Source organism: Pseudomonas sp. PvP001 (genome assembly GCF_040546375.1).
Classification (GTDB): Bacteria; Pseudomonadota; Gammaproteobacteria; order Pseudomonadales; family Pseudomonadaceae; genus Aquipseudomonas; species Aquipseudomonas coleopterorum.
This window is the reverse complement of the sequence record NZ_JBEPNQ010000001.1, coordinates 1,435,115-1,450,183: the sequence shown is the minus strand read 5'-3', so window position 1 is coordinate 1,450,183 and position 15,069 is coordinate 1,435,115. Positions and strand designations below refer to the sequence as shown.

The 15,069-nt window shown below is 62.2% G+C and carries 16 protein-coding genes and 1 other RNA gene; 11 read left to right on the top strand and 6 right to left on the bottom strand.

What is annotated here, in order from left to right; all coding sequences use genetic code 11:
* Nucleotides 1–17: 17 nt before the first annotated feature.
* Together ABMD26_RS06635 and zapE are read left to right on the top strand one after the other, a co-directional pair.
* Complete coding sequence (locus tag ABMD26_RS06635; protein WP_134722534.1) at nucleotides 18–1,367, top strand: tryptophan--tRNA ligase; 1,350 nt, start codon at nucleotides 18–20, stop codon at nucleotides 1,365–1,367.
* Between the two features lie 85 nt (nucleotides 1,368–1,452).
* Complete coding sequence (gene zapE, locus ABMD26_RS06630) at nucleotides 1,453–2,547, top strand: cell division protein ZapE (protein WP_354308687.1); 1,095 nt, start codon at nucleotides 1,453–1,455, stop codon at nucleotides 2,545–2,547.
* 126 nt (nucleotides 2,548–2,673) lie between these two features.
* On the opposite strand, the gene ABMD26_RS06625 is transcribed toward zapE, so the two are convergent.
* Together ABMD26_RS06625 and ABMD26_RS06620 are read right to left on the bottom strand one after the other, a co-directional pair.
* Nucleotides 2,674–3,570: a helix-turn-helix domain-containing protein gene (locus ABMD26_RS06625; RefSeq protein WP_192066124.1), complete on the bottom strand. Its 897-nt coding sequence runs from the start codon at nucleotides 3,568–3,570 to the stop codon at nucleotides 2,674–2,676.
* Between the two features lie 290 nt (nucleotides 3,571–3,860).
* Nucleotides 3,861–4,901, bottom strand: coding sequence for an NADP(H)-dependent aldo-keto reductase (locus tag ABMD26_RS06620; protein ID WP_354308685.1), 1,041 nt, complete (start codon nucleotides 4,899–4,901; stop codon nucleotides 3,861–3,863).
* Nucleotides 4,902–5,151: 250 nt separating this feature from the next.
* Between ABMD26_RS06620 and rplM the strand changes: the two genes are divergently transcribed.
* From rplM to ABMD26_RS06585, 7 genes are all read left to right on the top strand, one after another.
* Nucleotides 5,152–5,580, top strand: coding sequence for a 50S ribosomal protein L13 (rplM, locus tag ABMD26_RS06615; RefSeq protein ID WP_043186791.1), 429 nt, complete (start codon nucleotides 5,152–5,154; stop codon nucleotides 5,578–5,580).
* Nucleotides 5,581–5,594: 14 nt separating this feature from the next.
* Entirely contained in the window at nucleotides 5,595–5,987 is a 393-nt protein-coding gene (gene rpsI / locus ABMD26_RS06610) for a 30S ribosomal protein S9 (RefSeq protein WP_049860604.1), read from the top strand.
* A gap of 132 nt (nucleotides 5,988–6,119) precedes the next feature.
* Entirely contained in the window at nucleotides 6,120–6,728 is a 609-nt protein-coding gene (gene petA, locus ABMD26_RS06605) for a ubiquinol-cytochrome c reductase iron-sulfur subunit (RefSeq protein ID WP_354308682.1), read from the top strand.
* Nucleotides 6,728–7,942 carry a cytochrome b gene (locus tag ABMD26_RS06600; RefSeq protein WP_354308680.1) on the top strand — a complete coding sequence of 405 codons (1,215 nt, stop codon included), beginning with the start codon at nucleotides 6,728–6,730 and terminating at the stop codon, nucleotides 7,940–7,942. Before petA ends, ABMD26_RS06600 begins: the two co-directional genes overlap by 1 nt.
* On the top strand, nucleotides 7,939–8,664 hold the full coding sequence (locus ABMD26_RS06595) for a cytochrome c1 (protein WP_320523428.1): 726 nt from the start codon (nucleotides 7,939–7,941) through the stop codon (nucleotides 8,662–8,664). Before ABMD26_RS06600 ends, ABMD26_RS06595 begins: the two co-directional genes overlap by 4 nt.
* An 87-nt stretch (nucleotides 8,665–8,751) precedes the next feature.
* Nucleotides 8,752–9,387, top strand: a complete 636-nt coding sequence (locus ABMD26_RS06590; protein ID WP_354308678.1) for a glutathione S-transferase N-terminal domain-containing protein — start codon at nucleotides 8,752–8,754, stop codon at nucleotides 9,385–9,387.
* The gene (locus tag ABMD26_RS06585; protein WP_122741476.1) at nucleotides 9,387–9,818 is read left to right on the top strand and encodes a ClpXP protease specificity-enhancing factor; all 432 of its coding nucleotides are present in this window, start codon (nucleotides 9,387–9,389) and stop codon (nucleotides 9,816–9,818) included. Before ABMD26_RS06590 ends, ABMD26_RS06585 begins: the two co-directional genes overlap by 1 nt.
* A 68-nt stretch (nucleotides 9,819–9,886) precedes the next feature.
* On the opposite strand, the gene ABMD26_RS06580 is transcribed toward ABMD26_RS06585, so the two are convergent.
* From ABMD26_RS06580 to ABMD26_RS06565, 4 genes are all read right to left on the bottom strand, one after another.
* Nucleotides 9,887–10,465: a BON domain-containing protein gene (locus ABMD26_RS06580; protein ID WP_056845047.1), complete on the bottom strand. Its 579-nt coding sequence runs from the start codon at nucleotides 10,463–10,465 to the stop codon at nucleotides 9,887–9,889.
* On the bottom strand, nucleotides 10,462–11,055 hold the full coding sequence (locus ABMD26_RS06575; protein ID WP_043186809.1) for a phosphoheptose isomerase: 594 nt from the start codon (nucleotides 11,053–11,055) through the stop codon (nucleotides 10,462–10,464). Before ABMD26_RS06575 ends, ABMD26_RS06580 begins: the two co-directional genes overlap by 4 nt.
* Before the next feature lie 119 nt (nucleotides 11,056–11,174).
* Nucleotides 11,175–11,546: a YraN family protein gene (locus ABMD26_RS06570; RefSeq protein ID WP_122741477.1), complete on the bottom strand. Its 372-nt coding sequence runs from the start codon at nucleotides 11,544–11,546 to the stop codon at nucleotides 11,175–11,177.
* Nucleotides 11,546–13,321, bottom strand: coding sequence for a penicillin-binding protein activator (locus tag ABMD26_RS06565; RefSeq protein ID WP_134722538.1), 1,776 nt, complete (start codon nucleotides 13,319–13,321; stop codon nucleotides 11,546–11,548). The genes ABMD26_RS06570 and ABMD26_RS06565 overlap by 1 nt, the downstream gene beginning before the upstream one ends.
* Nucleotides 13,322–13,485: 164 nt before the next feature.
* On the opposite strand from ABMD26_RS06565, the gene rsmI reads away from it, so the two are divergent.
* A complete protein-coding gene (rsmI, locus tag ABMD26_RS06560; RefSeq protein ID WP_134722539.1) occupies nucleotides 13,486–14,388 on the top strand; it encodes a 16S rRNA (cytidine(1402)-2'-O)-methyltransferase in 903 nt (300 codons plus the stop codon).
* A 76-nt stretch (nucleotides 14,389–14,464) separates the two neighbouring features.
* An RNA gene (gene rnpB / locus ABMD26_RS06555) (RNase P RNA component class A) lies at nucleotides 14,465–14,837 on the top strand.
* The last annotated feature ends 232 nt before the right edge of the window (nucleotides 14,838–15,069 follow it).

Below are 15,069 nucleotides of genomic sequence, written 5' to 3'. Positions count from 1 at the left end.
TGAACAAGAATCGACCCATGACCACTCGTATCCTGACCGGTATCACCACCACTGGCACGCCTCACCTGGGCAACTATGCCGGCGCCATCCGCCCGGCGATCGTTGCCAGTCGCCAGAGTGACGCCGACTCGTTCTATTTCCTGGCCGATTACCACGCCCTGATCAAATGCGATGACCCGCTGCGCATCCAGCGCTCGCGTCTGGAAATCGCGGCCACCTGGCTGGCGTCGGGTCTGGATGTGGAGCGGGTGACGTTCTATCGGCAGTCCGATATCCCGGAAATCCCGGAACTGACCTGGCTGCTGACCTGCGTGGCCGCCAAGGGCCTGCTCAACCGCGCCCATGCCTACAAGGCGTCGGTGGACAAGAACGTGGAAACCGGTGAAGACCCGGATGCCGGCATCTCCATGGGCTTGTACAGCTATCCGGTGCTGATGGCCGCCGACATCCTGATGTTCAATGCGCACAAGGTGCCGGTCGGTCGCGACCAGATCCAGCACGTGGAAATGGCGCGCGATATCGGCCAGCGCTTCAACCATCTGTTCGGCAAGGGCCGCGAGTTCTTCGTCATGCCCGAGGCGTTGATCGAGGAAAGCGTCGCCACCTTGCCCGGCCTGGACGGGCGCAAGATGTCCAAGAGCTACGACAACACCATCCCGTTGTTCACCAGCGCCAAGGACATGAAAGACGCCATCTCGCGCATCGTCACCGACTCGCGCGCGCCGGGCGAAGCCAAGGACCCGGACAATTCGCACCTGTTCACCCTGTTCCAAGCCTTTGCCACGCCCGAGCAGAGCGCCGAGTTCCATGCCGCGCTGCGCGAAGGCCTGGGTTGGGGCGAGGCCAAGGCGCGCCTGTTCAACCTGCTTGATGCCGAGCTGGGTGAAGCCCGCGAGCGTTATCACCACTTCATCGAGCGCCCGGCGGAACTGGAAGACATCCTTCTGGCCGGCGCCGCCAAAGCCCGCGCCGTCGCCACGCCGTTCCTGGGTGAGCTGCGCGAGGCGGTGGGGCTGCGCTCCTTCCGCGAGCAGGTGCAGGTGACCACGGCAGGCAAGAAGAAAGTCGCCAAGGCTGCACGCTTCGTCAGCTTCCGTGACGACGACGGCAGCTTCCGCTTTCGTCTGCTCGACGCCAGCGGCGAGCAACTGCTGCTGTCGCGCAGCTTCGCCGACGGCAAGGCGGCCGGGCAGGTCAGCAAGCAATTGCAGCAGGGCGGTGAACTGGACATCCGCAGCGATGCCGAAAGCTTCACGCTGTGGCTGGACGACACCTGCGTGGCCGATGGCCCGACGTTCACCACGACAGAGGCCCGCGATACCGCCATTCAGGCGTTGCGCAAGGCACTGCAGCCCCAAGGGGAGTGATGCGACACCCTGTCGCAAAGCTCATTGCCATTATCCTGGGCCGTCGCTACAGTGACGGCCCGTTTTTGTTGCCTTGCTAACGAATATGACGCCCCTAGAACGATACCAAGCCGATCTCAAACGTCCCGAATTCTTCCACGACGCCGCCCAGGAAAATGCCGTCCGCCACCTGCAGCGTCTGTACGACGATCTGGTCGCCGCCGGGCACAGCAAACCTGGCGTGTTCGGCAAGCTGTTCGGCAAGAAGGAACCCAAGCTGGTCAAGGGGATTTACTTCTGGGGCGGCGTCGGCCGCGGCAAGACCTACCTGGTCGACACCTTCTTCGACGCCTTGCCGTTCGAGCAGAAAGTGCGTACGCACTTCCACCGTTTCATGAAGCGCGTGCACGAGGAACTGAAAACCCTCAAGGACGTGAAGAACCCGCTGACGGTGATCGCCAAGCGGTTCTCCGACGAGGCGCGGGTGATCTGCTTCGACGAATTCTTCGTTTCGGACATCACCGACGCGATGATCCTGGGCACCTTGATGGAAGAGCTGTTCAAGAACGGCGTGACGCTGGTGGCGACCTCCAACATCGTGCCTGACGGCCTGTACAAGGACGGTCTGCAACGAGCGCGCTTCCTGCCGGCGATCGCGCTGATCAAGGAGCACACCGAGATCGTCAACGTCGACAGCGGCGTCGACTATCGCCTGCGTCACCTGGAGCAGGCCGAGCTGTTCCACTCGCCGCTCAACGAAGCCGCCCAGGCGAGCATGCGCGAAAGCTTCAAGGCGCTGACCCACAACAGCACCAAGGTGGTCGAGAACGACCCCCTGATGATCGAGAATCGCGAGATCCGCGCGCTACGTACCTGCGATGACGTGGCCTGGTTCGAGTTCCGCGAGCTGTGCGACGGCCCACGCAGCCAGAACGACTACATCGAGCTGGGCAAGATCTTCAATGCCGTGCTGCTCAGTGGTGTCGAGCAGATGAGCGTGACCACCGACGATATCGCTCGCCGCTTCATCAACATGGTCGACGAGTTCTACGATCGCAACGTGAAGCTGATCATCTCGGCGGAAGTGGAGCTCAAGGATCTGTACACCGGTGGTCGCCTGAGCTTCGAGTTCCAGCGCACCTTGAGCCGCCTGCTGGAAATGCAGTCCCACGAGTTCCTCTCGCGGGCGCACAAGCCCTGACAGACCGCAGCGCCCGATTCGCGGCCGCTGACCGCTCCTACAATTGTCCGTGGGAGCGGTCAGCGGCCGCGAATAATTCCCCGTAGGAGCGGTCCGTGGCCGCGAAGTGCGCACCGCGATGCTTCCTCAAGCCGCCTGCATGAACTGCTGCCGATAGCCATTGGGCGACAGTTCGGTGTGCTGGCGGAACAGCCGCGCGAAGAAGCTCGCATCGTCATACCCCACCTCATAGCTGATCGTCTTGACGCTCTTGCGGGTACCTGACAACAGGCCCTTGGCGGTTTCGATGCGCAGCCGCTGCAAGTAATGCAGCGGCTTGTCGCCAGTGGCGGCATGGAAACGACGCATGAAGTTGCGGATGCTCATGCCACGCTCGCGAGCCACGTCCTCGAAACGGAATTTCTCGGCGAAGTGTTCTTCGAGCCATTGCTGGATGTGCAGGATCGGCACGTCTCGGTGCAGCTTCTGGCCACCGAAGCCAATGCGTCCAGGCGTATAGCTGCGTTGCACTTCGTACAGGGTGTCGCGTGACACCGCCTGGGCTACATGGGCGCCACAGAACCGCTCGATCAGATGAATGTACAGGTCGCAGGCCGACACCGGCCCACCGGCACAGAAGAGGTTGTCCGCGTCGGTCAGGTGCTTGTCCTGATTGAGGCGAACGCCGGGAAAGCGATGCTTGAATTCTTCGAAGAAGCGCCAGTAGGTGGTCGCTTCCTTGCCGTCCAGCAGGCCGCTGGCAGCCAGCCAGAACACGCCGCTGGCCTCACCGCACAGAACCGCGCCGCGGGCGTGTTGCGCGCACAGCCAGGGCAGCACCTGCGGGTAGCGCGCCGCAGCGCTGTCGAAGTCGCCCCAGCAGGCGGGCAGGATGATCAGGTCGGCGTCTTCCAGACCACCGTCCACCGGCAGCATGACTTCGCTGAAGCTACGCACCGGCAGGCCGTCCGGGCTGACCAGGCGGGTCTCGAAGAGCGCATGGCGGTCCAGGCCCAGCTGCTTGCCGTAGCGCAGGCTGGCCATGTGGAAGAAGTCCTTGGCCTGCATCAGGGTCGAGGCCATGACCTGATCGGTGGCCAGAATGCAGACGCGCCGCAGCGCGGGCGTGTGGGGCGTGAAGATCATGATTTTATTCTTGTAGGGTGAAAGCGGTCAGGATATGGCCGAAGTGCCGTTGGATTCAAGCCAGGCGGAGAAGGGGAAGGGCGTTGATCCTTTCGCGGCCGCTGACCGCTCCTACGCAAGATGTTCAGAACCCTGTAGGAGCGGCCAGTGGCCGCGAAGAGGCCATCAGCAACAGCAGCAATCGAAAGTCACGGCGCCGGATTCGGCTGCGCCTTGTGGATCGCCTCGATACCCGCCAGCGCCTCTTCAGACAGTTGCAGATCGATGCTCGCCAGGTTGCTGTCCAGTTGTTCCAGCGAGGTCGCGCCGATGATGTTGCTGGTCACGAACGGCTGCGCGGTGACGAAGGCCAGGGCCATCTGCGCCGGGTCCAGACCGTGTTCGCGGGCCAGCGCCACGTAGCGGCTGGTGGCAGCGATTGCCTGGTCGTTGGCGTAGCGGGTGAAACGGCTGAACAAGGCCAGACGGCTACCGGCCGGACGTGCGCCGTTCTCGAACTTGCCCGAGAGCATGCCGAACGCCAGGGGCGAGTAGGCCAGCAGCCCGCATTGCTCGCGGATGGCCACTTCGGCCAGGCCGACCTCGAAGGTGCGGTTGAGCAGGTTGTACGGGTTCTGGATGGACACCGGGCGGGGCAGGTTGCCGCTGTCCGCCAGACCCAGGAACTTCATCGTGCCCCACGGCGTTTCGTTGGAGAGTCCGACATGCCGGATCTTGCCGGCCTTGACCTGTTCGTCGAGCACCTGCAGGGTTTCCTGCAACGGCGTGTCGAGGTGGTCCTGGGTGTGCTGATAGCCCAGCTTGCCGAAGAAGTTGGTGCTGCGTTCCGGCCAGTGCAACTGATAGAGGTCGATCCAGTCGGTCTGCAACCGCTGCAGGCTGGCATCCAGGGCCGCGACGATGTGCTCGCGGTTGAATTTCAGCTGGCCATCGCGGATATGGCTGATGCCGTTGCCGGGGCCGGCGATCTTGCTGGCCAGGATCCAGTCGGCGCGGTCGCCCTGGCGCTTGAACCAGTTGCCGATCACCCGCTCGGTGGCGGCATAGGTTTCCGGACGCGGTGGCACGGGGTACATTTCCGCCGTGTCGAGGAAATTGATGCCGGCCGCCTTGGCCCTTTCTATCTGCGCGAAGCCTTGCTCCTCGGTGTTCTGCTCGCCCCAGGTCATGGTGCCCAGGCACAGCGCGCTCACGTTCAGATCGGTACGTCCCAGCTTGCGATAGTGCATCGGTGACTCCTCTTGGCAAAGGAATCATAAAAGCAGGTTGATATTTTTTTCGCAATCTGGATAATTCGGCACCTCTCTGTGAAGTGGAAGTGATGCCCCCCTCCCGGAAGAATTTTGCCGTGTATGTGACGCGAAGACCCGAGCCCCCCAAAAGTGTCCCGTGCCCGGCTGCCTTTGACTTGTCAAAGTAAGCACTATTCAGTAAGATCCGCCGTCTCTTTTTGCTGGGCGGCCCCTGAGGCTATAAAGAATGAAAACTTTTACTGCTAAACCGGAAACAGTAAAGCGCGACTGGTTCGTCGTTGATGCTGCTGGTCAGACCCTGGGTCGTCTGGCTACAGAAATCGCGAGCCGTCTGCGTGGCAAGCACAAGCCTGAGTACACTCCTCACGTTGACACCGGCGACTACATCGTCGTCATCAACGCCGAGCAGGTGCGTGTCACTGGTGCCAAAACCACTGACAAGATCTACTACTCCCACTCCGGTTTCCCGGGCGGTATCAAGTCGATCAACTTCGAAAAGCTGATCGCCAAGGCGCCAGAGCGCGTGCTCGAGACCGCGGTTAAGGGCATGCTGCCCAAGAACCCGCTGGGTCGCGACATGTACCGTAAGCTGAAAGTCTATGCGGGCGCTGCTCACCCTCATACTGCTCAGCAGCCCCAAGAACTGAAGTTTTAACGGAATAGTTCATTATGTCGGCGACTCAAAATTACGGCACTGGCCGTCGCAAGACCGCAACCGCTCGCGTTTTCCTGCGTCCGGGCACCGGTAACATCTCCATCAACAATCGCACTCTGGACACCTTCTTCGGTCGTGAAACTGCCCGCATGGTAGTTCGCCAGCCGCTGGAGCTGACCGAGAACACCGAGAAGTTCGACATCTACGTCACCGTCATCGGTGGTGGTGTCAGCGGTCAGGCCGGTGCGATCCGTCACGGTATCACCCGTGCACTGATGGACTACGACGAAGCACTGCGTCCGGCCCTGCGTAAAGCAGGCTTCGTGACTCGCGATGCTCGTGAAGTTGAACGTAAGAAAGTCGGTCTGCGTAAAGCGCGTAAGCGTCCGCAGTACTCGAAGCGTTAATTCGCGTCTTCGTTCCAGAAAAAACCCGGTTCTCGCGAGCCGGGTTTTTTTTCGCCCGTCAATCCGTGAGAGGCGCTGGTACACTGCGCGCTAGACAATGCAGATGCCTGTTGCAGCAGGCTAAGGTAGAGGATGGCGGACGAGCAGAGCGGGGTGTGTGACATCGACCAGGGTCGCCGTCGCTTTCTGGTCAGAACCACGGCGCTGGTAGGTGCTGCCGGTGCGGTCGGCGCAACGGTGCCGTTCGTGGCTTCATGGCAACCCAGCGCCAAAGCTCGCGCCGCCGCTGCGCCGGTCAAGGTCAACATCGCCAAGATTGAGCCCGGGCAGCAGATGGTCGCTCGCTGGCGCGGCCAACCCGTTTTCATCTGCCGACGCACGCCGCAGGTACTCGACAATCTTGCCCACGACATCGACCATCTGGCCGATCCTGAATCGCGCGACTCGGACCAGCCAGCGTATGTCGACGCCGCATTGCGCGCCATCCGACCCGAGGTGCTGGTGGTGGTCGGCATCTGTACGCACCTGGGTTGCTCCCCCACCTTCCGGCCCGAGGTTGCGCCAGCCGACCTGGGGCACGACTGGCAGGGCGGGTATTTCTGCCCCTGTCATGGTTCGCACTACGATCTGGCCGGGCGTGTCTACAAGGCGCAGCCCGCACCCTTGAACCTCGCCGTGCCACCGCATTACTACGAAAGCGCCGATGTGCTCGTGCTGGGTATCGATGGGGAGCGTGCCTGATGCGAGGCCTGTTGCAGTGGATCGAAGCGCGCCTGCCGGTGGGCAGAGTGTGGCGCGACCATCTGAGCCAGTACTACGTCCCGAAGAATCTGAATGTTTTTTACATTTTCGGATCTCTGGCGCTGCTGATGCTGTTCAATCAGTTGCTCACCGGCATCTGGCTGACCATGAACTACACGCCCACGGCCGAGGGGGCTTTCGCGTCCATCCAATACATCATGCGCGACGTCGAATATGGCTGGCTGCTGCGCTACCTGCATTCCACCGGCGCTTCGGCGTTCTTCATCGTGATCTACCTGCACATGTTCCGTAGCCTGCTGTATGGCTCCTATCAGAAACCGCGCGAGCTGGTGTGGGTGTTCGGCATGTCGATCTATCTGCTGTTGATGGCGGAAGCCTTCATGGGGTATCTGCTGCCTTGGGGACAGATGTCGTACTGGGGGGCGCAGGTGATCATCTCGCTGTTCGGTGCCATCCCTATCGTAGGCGCCGATCTGGCCCAGTGGATCCGTGGTGACTACCTGGTCTCGGGCGTGACCTTGAACCGCTTCTTCGCCTTGCATGTGGTGGCCTTGCCACTGCTGATCGTGGCGCTGGTGGTGCTGCACATTCTGGCGCTGCACGAGGTGGGCTCGAACAACCCCGACGGCATCGACATCAGGCGCCTGCGCGATGCGGACGGCAAACCGCTGGACGGCATTGCCTTTCATCCCTACTACACGGTCAAGGATCTGCTCGGGGTGGCGGTGTTTCTGTTCGTGTTCAGTGCCGTGGTGTTCTTCTTTCCGCAGATGGGCGGGTACTTTCTGGAGCCGGCCAATTTCGAGCCCGCGAACGTGCTCAAGACGCCAGAGCACATTGCGCCGGTCTGGTATTTCACTCCCTTCTACGCGATTCTGCGCGCCGTGCCCGACAAGCTCATGGGGGTGTGCGCCATGGGCCTGGCGATCGCCATTGTGTTCGTGCTGCCTTGGCTGGACCGCAGCCCGGTGAAGTCGATGCGCTACAAGGGATGGCTCAGCCGCATTGCGCTGGCGCTGTTCTGCGTGGCGTTCGTGGCGCTGGGCTACCTGGGCATGCAACCGGCCACAGCCGCCACGACCTGGGCGGCACGGGTGTGCATGGTGCTGTACTTCGGCTATTTCCTGGCGATGCCGCTGTACACACGTCGGGAAATCACCCGGCCGGTGCCCGATCGGATTCCAAGCCGATGAAAGCGCTGATTGCGTTTGTGCTGCTGTTGTTGTCGCCGCTGACGGTCCTTGCGGCACCCGTCGCCTCTGGCGTGCAACCTATGGTGATCGACGTGACCGACAAGGCTGCTTTGCGCGACGGTGCGAACACCTTTTTCGGCTATTGCATGGGCTGCCATGGCACGCAATTTCAGCGGTACCAGACGGTGGCCGACGATTTGGGCATACCCTATGAACAGATGTTGCAGACCTTGGCGCCAGCAGGGGCGAGTATTGCCGACCCCATGCAGACACGTTTGCTGCCGGACGATGCCAAGGCATGGTTCGGCGCCGAGGTCCCCGACCTGACCCTGATCGCCCGGGTCAGGGGCAGTGAGTGGCTGTACGCCTACCTGCACGGCTTCTACGCCGACCCGGCGCGGCCCTGGGGTGTGAACAATACCGTCTACCCCAACGTCGGCATGCCCAATGTGCTGGAAAGCCTGCAGGGCCGTCAGGTACTCGACTGTGCCGAGCCGACGGCGCAGCCGTGCACGCGTCTGCGCGTCACACCCGGTACCGGTAGCCTCGACGCTCGGCAATTCGACGACAAGGTCAGGAACCTGGTGGCGTTTCTGGCCTACTCGGCCGACCCGGTACAGACCAAAAGCCGGCAGATTGGCCTGTACGTATTGCTGTACCTGGCGCTGCTGATCCTCCTCGCTTACTTGCTGAAACGCGAATACTGGAAGGACGTGGGTTGAAAGTGCGGTAAACTTCGCGGCTTGCTTGCGCCCCCTGCCGGTGGCGCTCGTTTTTGCATTCATACTCTATACGCGAGGAGGACCGCCATGGGCGTGACCAATCGGTTGGCCTGTTACTCCGACCCCGCCGACCACTATTCTCATCGGGTGCGCATCGTTCTCGCCGAGAAAGGCGTCAGCGCAGAGATCATCAACGTGGAAGGCGGTCGCCTGCCACCCCGGCTGATCGAAGTGAACCCCTACGGCAGCACGCCGACGCTGGTCGACCGGGACCTGGCCCTGTTCGAATCGACCGTGGTGATGGAATACCTCGACGAACGCTATCCGCACCCGCCGCTGCTGCCGGTGTATCCGGTAGCGCGCGCCAACAGCCGGCTGCTGATCCACCGCATCCAGCGGGATTGGTGCGGCCTGGCCGACCTGATCCTGGATCCGCGCAGCAAGGAAGCCGCCCGTGTTCAGGCGCGCAAGGAGCTGCGCGAAAGCCTCACCGGCGTGTCGGCCCTGTTCGCTGACAAGCCCTGCTTCCTCAGTGAGGAGCAAAGTCTGGTCGACTGCTGTCTACTGCCGATACTCTGGCGCTTGCCGATCATGGGTATCGAACTGCCGCGGCCCGCCAAGCCGCTGCTCGACTATATGGAACGTCAGTTCGCGCGGGAGGCCTTCAAGGCCAGCCTGTCTGCCGCTGAACGTGAAATGCGCCAGGTTTTGAGGAGCCGTTGATGAACTCCAGTCGTCCCTATCTGATCCGCGCGCTGTACGAGTGGATCGTCGACAATGACTGCACCCCCCACATGCTGGTCAATGCCGAGTACCCCTCGGTTCGGGTCCCGCAAGGTTTTGCCAGCGATGGCCAGATCGTATTGAACGTGTCGCCCAGCGCCGTACGCAATCTGCATATGGATAACGAAGCGGTCAGTTTCGACGGTCGCTTCGGCGGCGTATCGCACACCCTGTTCGTGCCTACGGGCGCCATTCTGGGCATCTATGCTCGCGAGAACGGTCAGGGCATGGTCTTCGACCTGGAGTCGCCAGAGCTGGACGAGGAGGACGCCGAGTTCGAGGATATCGTCGAATCCGACGACGATGCCCCGCCACCGGGCAGCCCACCGCCACGGCCTTCCGGGCGTCCGAGCCTGAAAGTGGTGAAATGAAAAAAGGCGATCCGCAAGGATCGCCTTTTTGTTGCTCTCGTACTGCCCAGGAAGGGCGGCGTCGACAGTCAGTCGATGTACTCGAACAATTTCACGATTTTCTGCACCCCGGAAACGCCTTGGACCAGGTTGGTCGCCCGGGTGGCCTCGGCCTGGGTCAGCAGACCGAGCAGGTAGACAATGCCGTTCTCGGTCACTACCTTGATGCGCGAGCCGGGGATGGCGCTGTCGGCCAGCATCTGGGTCTTGATCTTGGTGGTCAGCCAGGCATCGTTGTTGCGCGCCAGCAGCGAGGAGGGCGCCAGCACCTGGATTTCGTTGTGGACTTTCTTGACCCGCTGTACTTCGCTGGCCGCCTGCTCGGCGAGGGTCTTGAGGTCGGCGCGCGGGGTCTGTCCGGCGAGCAGGACCACCCCGTTGTAGCTGGTCACGACGATGTGGGAATTCTTGTCCAGATCGATATTGGCCTTGGCGATATTCACCGACACCTTGGTTTCGATCAGCGAGTCGTCGATCTTGCTGCCCAGGGTGCGGGTACCGCGGTCATCGTCGATCGGGTTGTCACGGGTGGCAGTCAGGACCGAGCTGCAGCCGGTGACGCTCAAGGCCAGGCTCAGGGCCACTAGGGCAAGGCGGGTACGCTTCATTCTTCACTCCCGAACAGTTGGCTGTCGATCAAGTCGCAGAGGCAGTGGATCGCCAGCAGGTGAACTTCCTGAATGCGTGCCGTGACGTTGGCCGGCACGCGGATCTCGACGTCTTCAGGCAGCAGCAGGGAGGCCATGCCACCCCCGTCGCGGCCGGTCAGGGCAACCACCACCATGTCGCGGTCGTGGGCGGCCTGGATGGCCTGGATGATGTTGGCCGAGTTGCCGCTGGTGGAAATGGCCAGCAGCACGTCGCCGGGCTGTCCCAACGCGCGGATCTGCTTGGAGAATACCTCGTTGTAGCTGTAGTCGTTGGCGATCGAGGTAATCGTCGAGCTGTCGGTGGTCAGGGCGATGGCGGGCAGGCTGGGACGTTCGCGTTCGAAGCGGTTGAGCAGCTCGGACGAGAAGTGCTGGGCATCGCCGGCCGAGCCGCCGTTGCCGCACGACAGCATCTTGCCGTCGCTGAGCAGGGCGCCGACCATGACCTGGCTGGCTTGTTCGATGTACGGTGCAAGGACTTCCATCGCCTGTTGCTTGGTATCGATACTGGCCTGGAAAAGCTGGCGAATTCGGGATTGCATGTCCATCAAGGTGACCTTAAGTAAAGCGGCTGGTCGGGCAAGACCGCAACGCGGCGGCGGTTCCCGGCACAAGAAGAATGTGCAGCCCGCAAAGCAAAGAGCGAGCGTGACTGAGGTGTCGAGTGTCAGCTGTCGAAGGCATTGCGTATCCAGTTCAGGCGCGTGGCCTGGGTACCGGTGCCTTCCAGGGCAATCACGTCGAAACGGCACGGGTGCTGGGCCCAGCGCGCTTCCTTGACAAGGAAGTATTGCGCGGCCAACACCAGCTTTTCACGCTTGCGGGCATCGATGCTGGCCAATGCTCCACCCCATTGGGCGTGCAGGCGATAGCGGACTTCGACGAATACTACTGTATCGCCATCTAGCATGACCAGATCAAGCTCGCCTCGTTTGCACAGCCAGTTCTGTGCCAGCAGGCTCAGGCCCTGTGCACGCAAGTGCTCCAGAGCCTGCTGCTCGGCCTCGCGACCCGCCTTCTGGCGAGGGCTCGACGACATTACGGCGTGGTGTTGGGCAGGCGCTGGACTTGGCCACCGACGAACTGCGCCCAGGGCAGTTGGCGTTCGATGCGTTGGTTGGCGCCCATGCCCAGGTTGCCGGACAAGCCTTCGACGCGGCTGTCAGGCAAGGCCTTGAGCTGGCCCAGGCGGGCGGCCAGGGTGTATGCGTCCACGCCCATCGCGTACAGCCGGCCCATGCTGCCGTTGGCCTGTGGCCACTGCCGAGAGACCTGCTGGCGCAGCGGATTGCTGGTGTCGAGCAGCCAAGGCGTTTCGCAGAAGCGAATGCCGGTCATGTCGTTGTACTGCGCCGGGTCGCCACTGGCGCTGAACACGTGCGAGGTGGCGTAGACCGGAAGATCACCGGCGTACTGGAAGTTCAGCGTCGGCTTGATCTGCTGGGCCTGCTGAGGCGTGGCGGCCAGGAAGATGAAGTCGATGTCCTGGCGGCGCGAGGCTTGTCCGCCGCTGCCGGCATTGCGCACGTTCAGCATGTCGGCGATCTGCTGCGCCAGCTGCACCGGTTGGTCAACGCGCTGGGCTGCGACCAGGGTACCGCCGTTGGCTTCCCAGTCCTGGCGGAAGGCGTTGAGCACCCGGTCACCCCAATCACCTTTGGGAATCATCGCGGCGGCGCTGTGCAAGCCGTCGGCGCGAGCACGGCGCGACACTTCGCGCGCCTCGTCTTCGGCGGCCAGACCGAACTGGAACAGCTGAGGTGGACCGACCTGGTTGTTGTCGCTGTAGTTCAAAGCCAGGGTCGGCAGGGGCAGTTGCGTGCGTGCGGCCAGCTGTTTGACCAGCGGCTTTTCCAGCGGCCCGATCACCAGTTGCACGCCTTGGGCCTGGGCCTGGCGGTAGAAGTCGTCGAGCGACGTCAGGCGCGAGCTGTCGATCACGTCGATCACGGGTGGTTTCTGGCCGGCTTGCTGGGCCTGATAGTAGGCCGCCATGAAGCCTTCGCGCAGAGCGCGGGCCACGCCTGCCAGTTGCCCGTCCTGGGGCAGCAGCAGGGCGATGCGAGTCAGCGGCTGGCTGGCCAGGGCCTTGAGTTTGACCAAGGGCGCAGGCAGCTGTCGCGCGGCCGGATGGGCGGCGTGCTGGGCTACCCAGGTATCGATGGCCGCCTGCTGCTGCTCCAGGGTGCCGGCAGACTTGACCGCCAGGGCCAGGCTCAGCCAGCCGGCGAAGTCGTCGGTGCCTTGATTCTGCAGTTGCTCGACGGGCAGCGAACCCACCAAGGCCCAGATGGCCTCATGGTTCTGGGCGGCAGCTTCACCACTGAGCAGAGGCGCGATGAACACCCGCTCGCGTGCGGCAGCCAGGATCTGGCCATCGGCTTCCAGTGCGCGAGCACGAACCAGGTGGGTGCGCACCTGCTGGTCGGCGGGCAACTCGCCCAGGCGCTGCAGGCTTGGATGATCGAGCGCGGCCAGCGCGGCCTTGGCGTCATTGCGCGTCAGTGCCAGCTCCGCGTTCAAGGTGCTGGCCAGTATCTGCAGGCCCGGCTTGAGCAGTTCGATGCGCACTTGCTGCAGGATCTGGGTAGCGCGGGCCGAGTCGCCCTGGCGAGCGGCCTGATCCGCTGCGCTCAGGCGCAGGACCGCTGCCTCTTCCGGCGACTTGCTGGCGCTGGCGCGTTCGAGCAACTGTTCCACGGTGGCGTCCGGCGTGCGAGGCAGCTCACCGAGATTGGATGAAGGCGAACTGGCGCACGCAGCCAGCAAGGCGGCGAGGCATAGGGCAGATAGAAGCCGCAGGCAGGCTGTCATGGATATCTTCCTGATTTACTCGATCAATAGACGGGCAAGTGTACCCAAGCATCGGCCAGGGTGCGACGAAGAAGGCAAGTCCGTCCTTATATAGGACGAGCAAATGTTTCGCGTCGACTGCGCCGGATCGCTGGGCAAGCACTGGGTGGCGTAGAGCCTGTACAATGCGGGTTTGGCCGAACGACAAGGTGTGTGCTGTGACTGCTTCAAGCGCTTCTAATTCCACCCCGGGCACACTTTATGTAGTGGCCACGCCCATTGGCAATCTGGACGACATGAGCGCGCGTGCGCTGAAGATCCTGGGCGAGGTGGCGCTGATTGCAGCCGAGGACACACGTCATTCGGTGCGCCTGATGCAGCACTTCGGATTGAATACGCCGCTGGCCGCCTGCCACGAGCACAACGAGCGGGACGAAGGCAGTCGTTTCATCCAGCGGTTGTTGGCCGGCGATGACGTGGCGCTGATTTCCGATGCCGGTACGCCGCTGATTTCCGATCCCGGTTATCACCTGGTACGTCAGGCACGTGCCGCGGGTGTGCAAGTGGTGCCGGTGCCCGGTCCCTGTGCCTTGATCGCAGCCCTGTCGGCTGCAGGCTTGCCGTCGGACCGGTTCATCTTCGAAGGTTTTCTGCCGGCCAAGACCGCCGGTCGCTGCGCGCGCCTGGAGCAGGTGAGGGAGGAGCCGCGCACCTTGATCTTCTACGAGGCGCCCCATCGCATACTCGAGTGCCTGCAGGACATGGAAAAGGTCTTCGGCGGCGAGCGTCCGGCATTACTGGCGCGCGAACTGACGAAAACCTTCGAAACCCTCAAGGGGTTGCCGCTGGCAGAGCTGCGTGCATTCGTGGAAGCCGACAGCAACCAGCAGCGGGGCGAGTGTGTGGTGCTGGTGGCAGGCTGGAGCGCGCCGGTCAGTGATGAGGCTGTCAGCGCCGAGGTCATGCGCATTCTGGATGTGCTGCTGGCAGAAATGCCGCTCAAGCGCGCCGCCGCCGTGGCGGCAGAGATCACCGGAGTGCGCAAGAATCTGCTTTATCAAGTGGCGCTGGAAAAGCAGAAGACGTGATTGCGGTGCGGGTATGGCCCGATCGGTGCGATTAAAGCTTGTCCTGGCCGGTGCATGTCGTTAACCTGCGCGCCGGAGAGTCGATCGGACAGTCGCTGCCCGTTTTTGTTCCGCAACTCGTTGCTGGGCAAGCGGGGGGAGGAAAGTCCGGGCTCCATAGGGCGGAGTGCCAGGTAATGCCTGGGAGGCGCGAGCCTACGGAAAGTGCCACAGAAAATAACCGCCTAAGCGCGCAAGCGCCGGTAAGGGTGAAAAGGTGCGGTAAGAGCGCACCGCACGTCTGGCAACAGTTCGTGGCTAGGTAAACCCCACTCGGAGCAAGACCAAATAGGGTTCCATATGGCGCGGCCCGCGTTGGAACCGGGTAGGTTGCTAGAGGTGTCCAGCGATGGCCATCGTAGAGGAATGACTGTCCTCGACAAAACCCGGCTTACAGATCGACTCTCCACCTTTTTCCTGCGCTTCCTGTCGCAGACCTCGCAAGAAAAGGCAACCAAACCCCCTTTGGTAATGTCGAAAAATTCTTAGTCTTGAGACTCTACTTTAAGTTCAAGACGCAGATGCTTGAACTCTAACGGCTTTATCTCCCCCTCGCGTGTCTCAAATACCGCTTTCCCTTCCTTTTGCGTTCTAAATCTCCGATCTATAAGGCTTTTCCCTACAGACGCGCCTTGACGGTGT

What these genes read in the sequence shown, in the direction of transcription:
- rsmI (WP_134722539.1), top strand. Translation starts at nt 13,486, where the DNA reads ATGCGGGTTTGGCCGAACGACAAGGTGTGTGCTGTGACTGCTTCAAGC.
- ABMD26_RS06570 (WP_122741477.1), bottom strand. Translation starts at nt 11,546, where the DNA reads ATGTCGTCGAGCCCTCGCCAGAAGGCGGGTCGCGAGGCCGAGCAGCAG.
- ABMD26_RS06565 (WP_134722538.1), bottom strand. Translation starts at nt 13,321, where the DNA reads ATGACAGCCTGCCTGCGGCTTCTATCTGCCCTATGCCTCGCCGCCTTG.
- petA (WP_354308682.1), top strand. Translation starts at nt 6,120, where the DNA reads ATGGCGGACGAGCAGAGCGGGGTGTGTGACATCGACCAGGGTCGCCGT.
- rpsI (WP_049860604.1), top strand. Translation starts at nt 5,595, where the DNA reads ATGTCGGCGACTCAAAATTACGGCACTGGCCGTCGCAAGACCGCAACC.
- ABMD26_RS06580 (WP_056845047.1), bottom strand. Translation starts at nt 10,465, where the DNA reads ATGAAGCGTACCCGCCTTGCCCTAGTGGCCCTGAGCCTGGCCTTGAGC.
- ABMD26_RS06595 (WP_320523428.1), top strand. Translation starts at nt 7,939, where the DNA reads ATGAAAGCGCTGATTGCGTTTGTGCTGCTGTTGTTGTCGCCGCTGACG.
- zapE (WP_354308687.1), top strand. Translation starts at nt 1,453, where the DNA reads ATGACGCCCCTAGAACGATACCAAGCCGATCTCAAACGTCCCGAATTC.
- ABMD26_RS06625 (WP_192066124.1), bottom strand. Translation starts at nt 3,570, where the DNA reads ATGGCCAGCCTGCGCTACGGCAAGCAGCTGGGCCTGGACCGCCATGCG.
- ABMD26_RS06575 (WP_043186809.1), bottom strand. Translation starts at nt 11,055, where the DNA reads ATGGACATGCAATCCCGAATTCGCCAGCTTTTCCAGGCCAGTATCGAT.
- ABMD26_RS06600 (WP_354308680.1), top strand. Translation starts at nt 6,728, where the DNA reads ATGCGAGGCCTGTTGCAGTGGATCGAAGCGCGCCTGCCGGTGGGCAGA.
- ABMD26_RS06635 (WP_134722534.1), top strand. Translation starts at nt 18, where the DNA reads ATGACCACTCGTATCCTGACCGGTATCACCACCACTGGCACGCCTCAC.
- ABMD26_RS06590 (WP_354308678.1), top strand. Translation starts at nt 8,752, where the DNA reads ATGGGCGTGACCAATCGGTTGGCCTGTTACTCCGACCCCGCCGACCAC.
- rplM (WP_043186791.1), top strand. Translation starts at nt 5,152, where the DNA reads ATGAAAACTTTTACTGCTAAACCGGAAACAGTAAAGCGCGACTGGTTC.
- ABMD26_RS06585 (WP_122741476.1), top strand. Translation starts at nt 9,387, where the DNA reads ATGAACTCCAGTCGTCCCTATCTGATCCGCGCGCTGTACGAGTGGATC.
- ABMD26_RS06620 (WP_354308685.1), bottom strand. Translation starts at nt 4,901, where the DNA reads ATGCACTATCGCAAGCTGGGACGTACCGATCTGAACGTGAGCGCGCTG.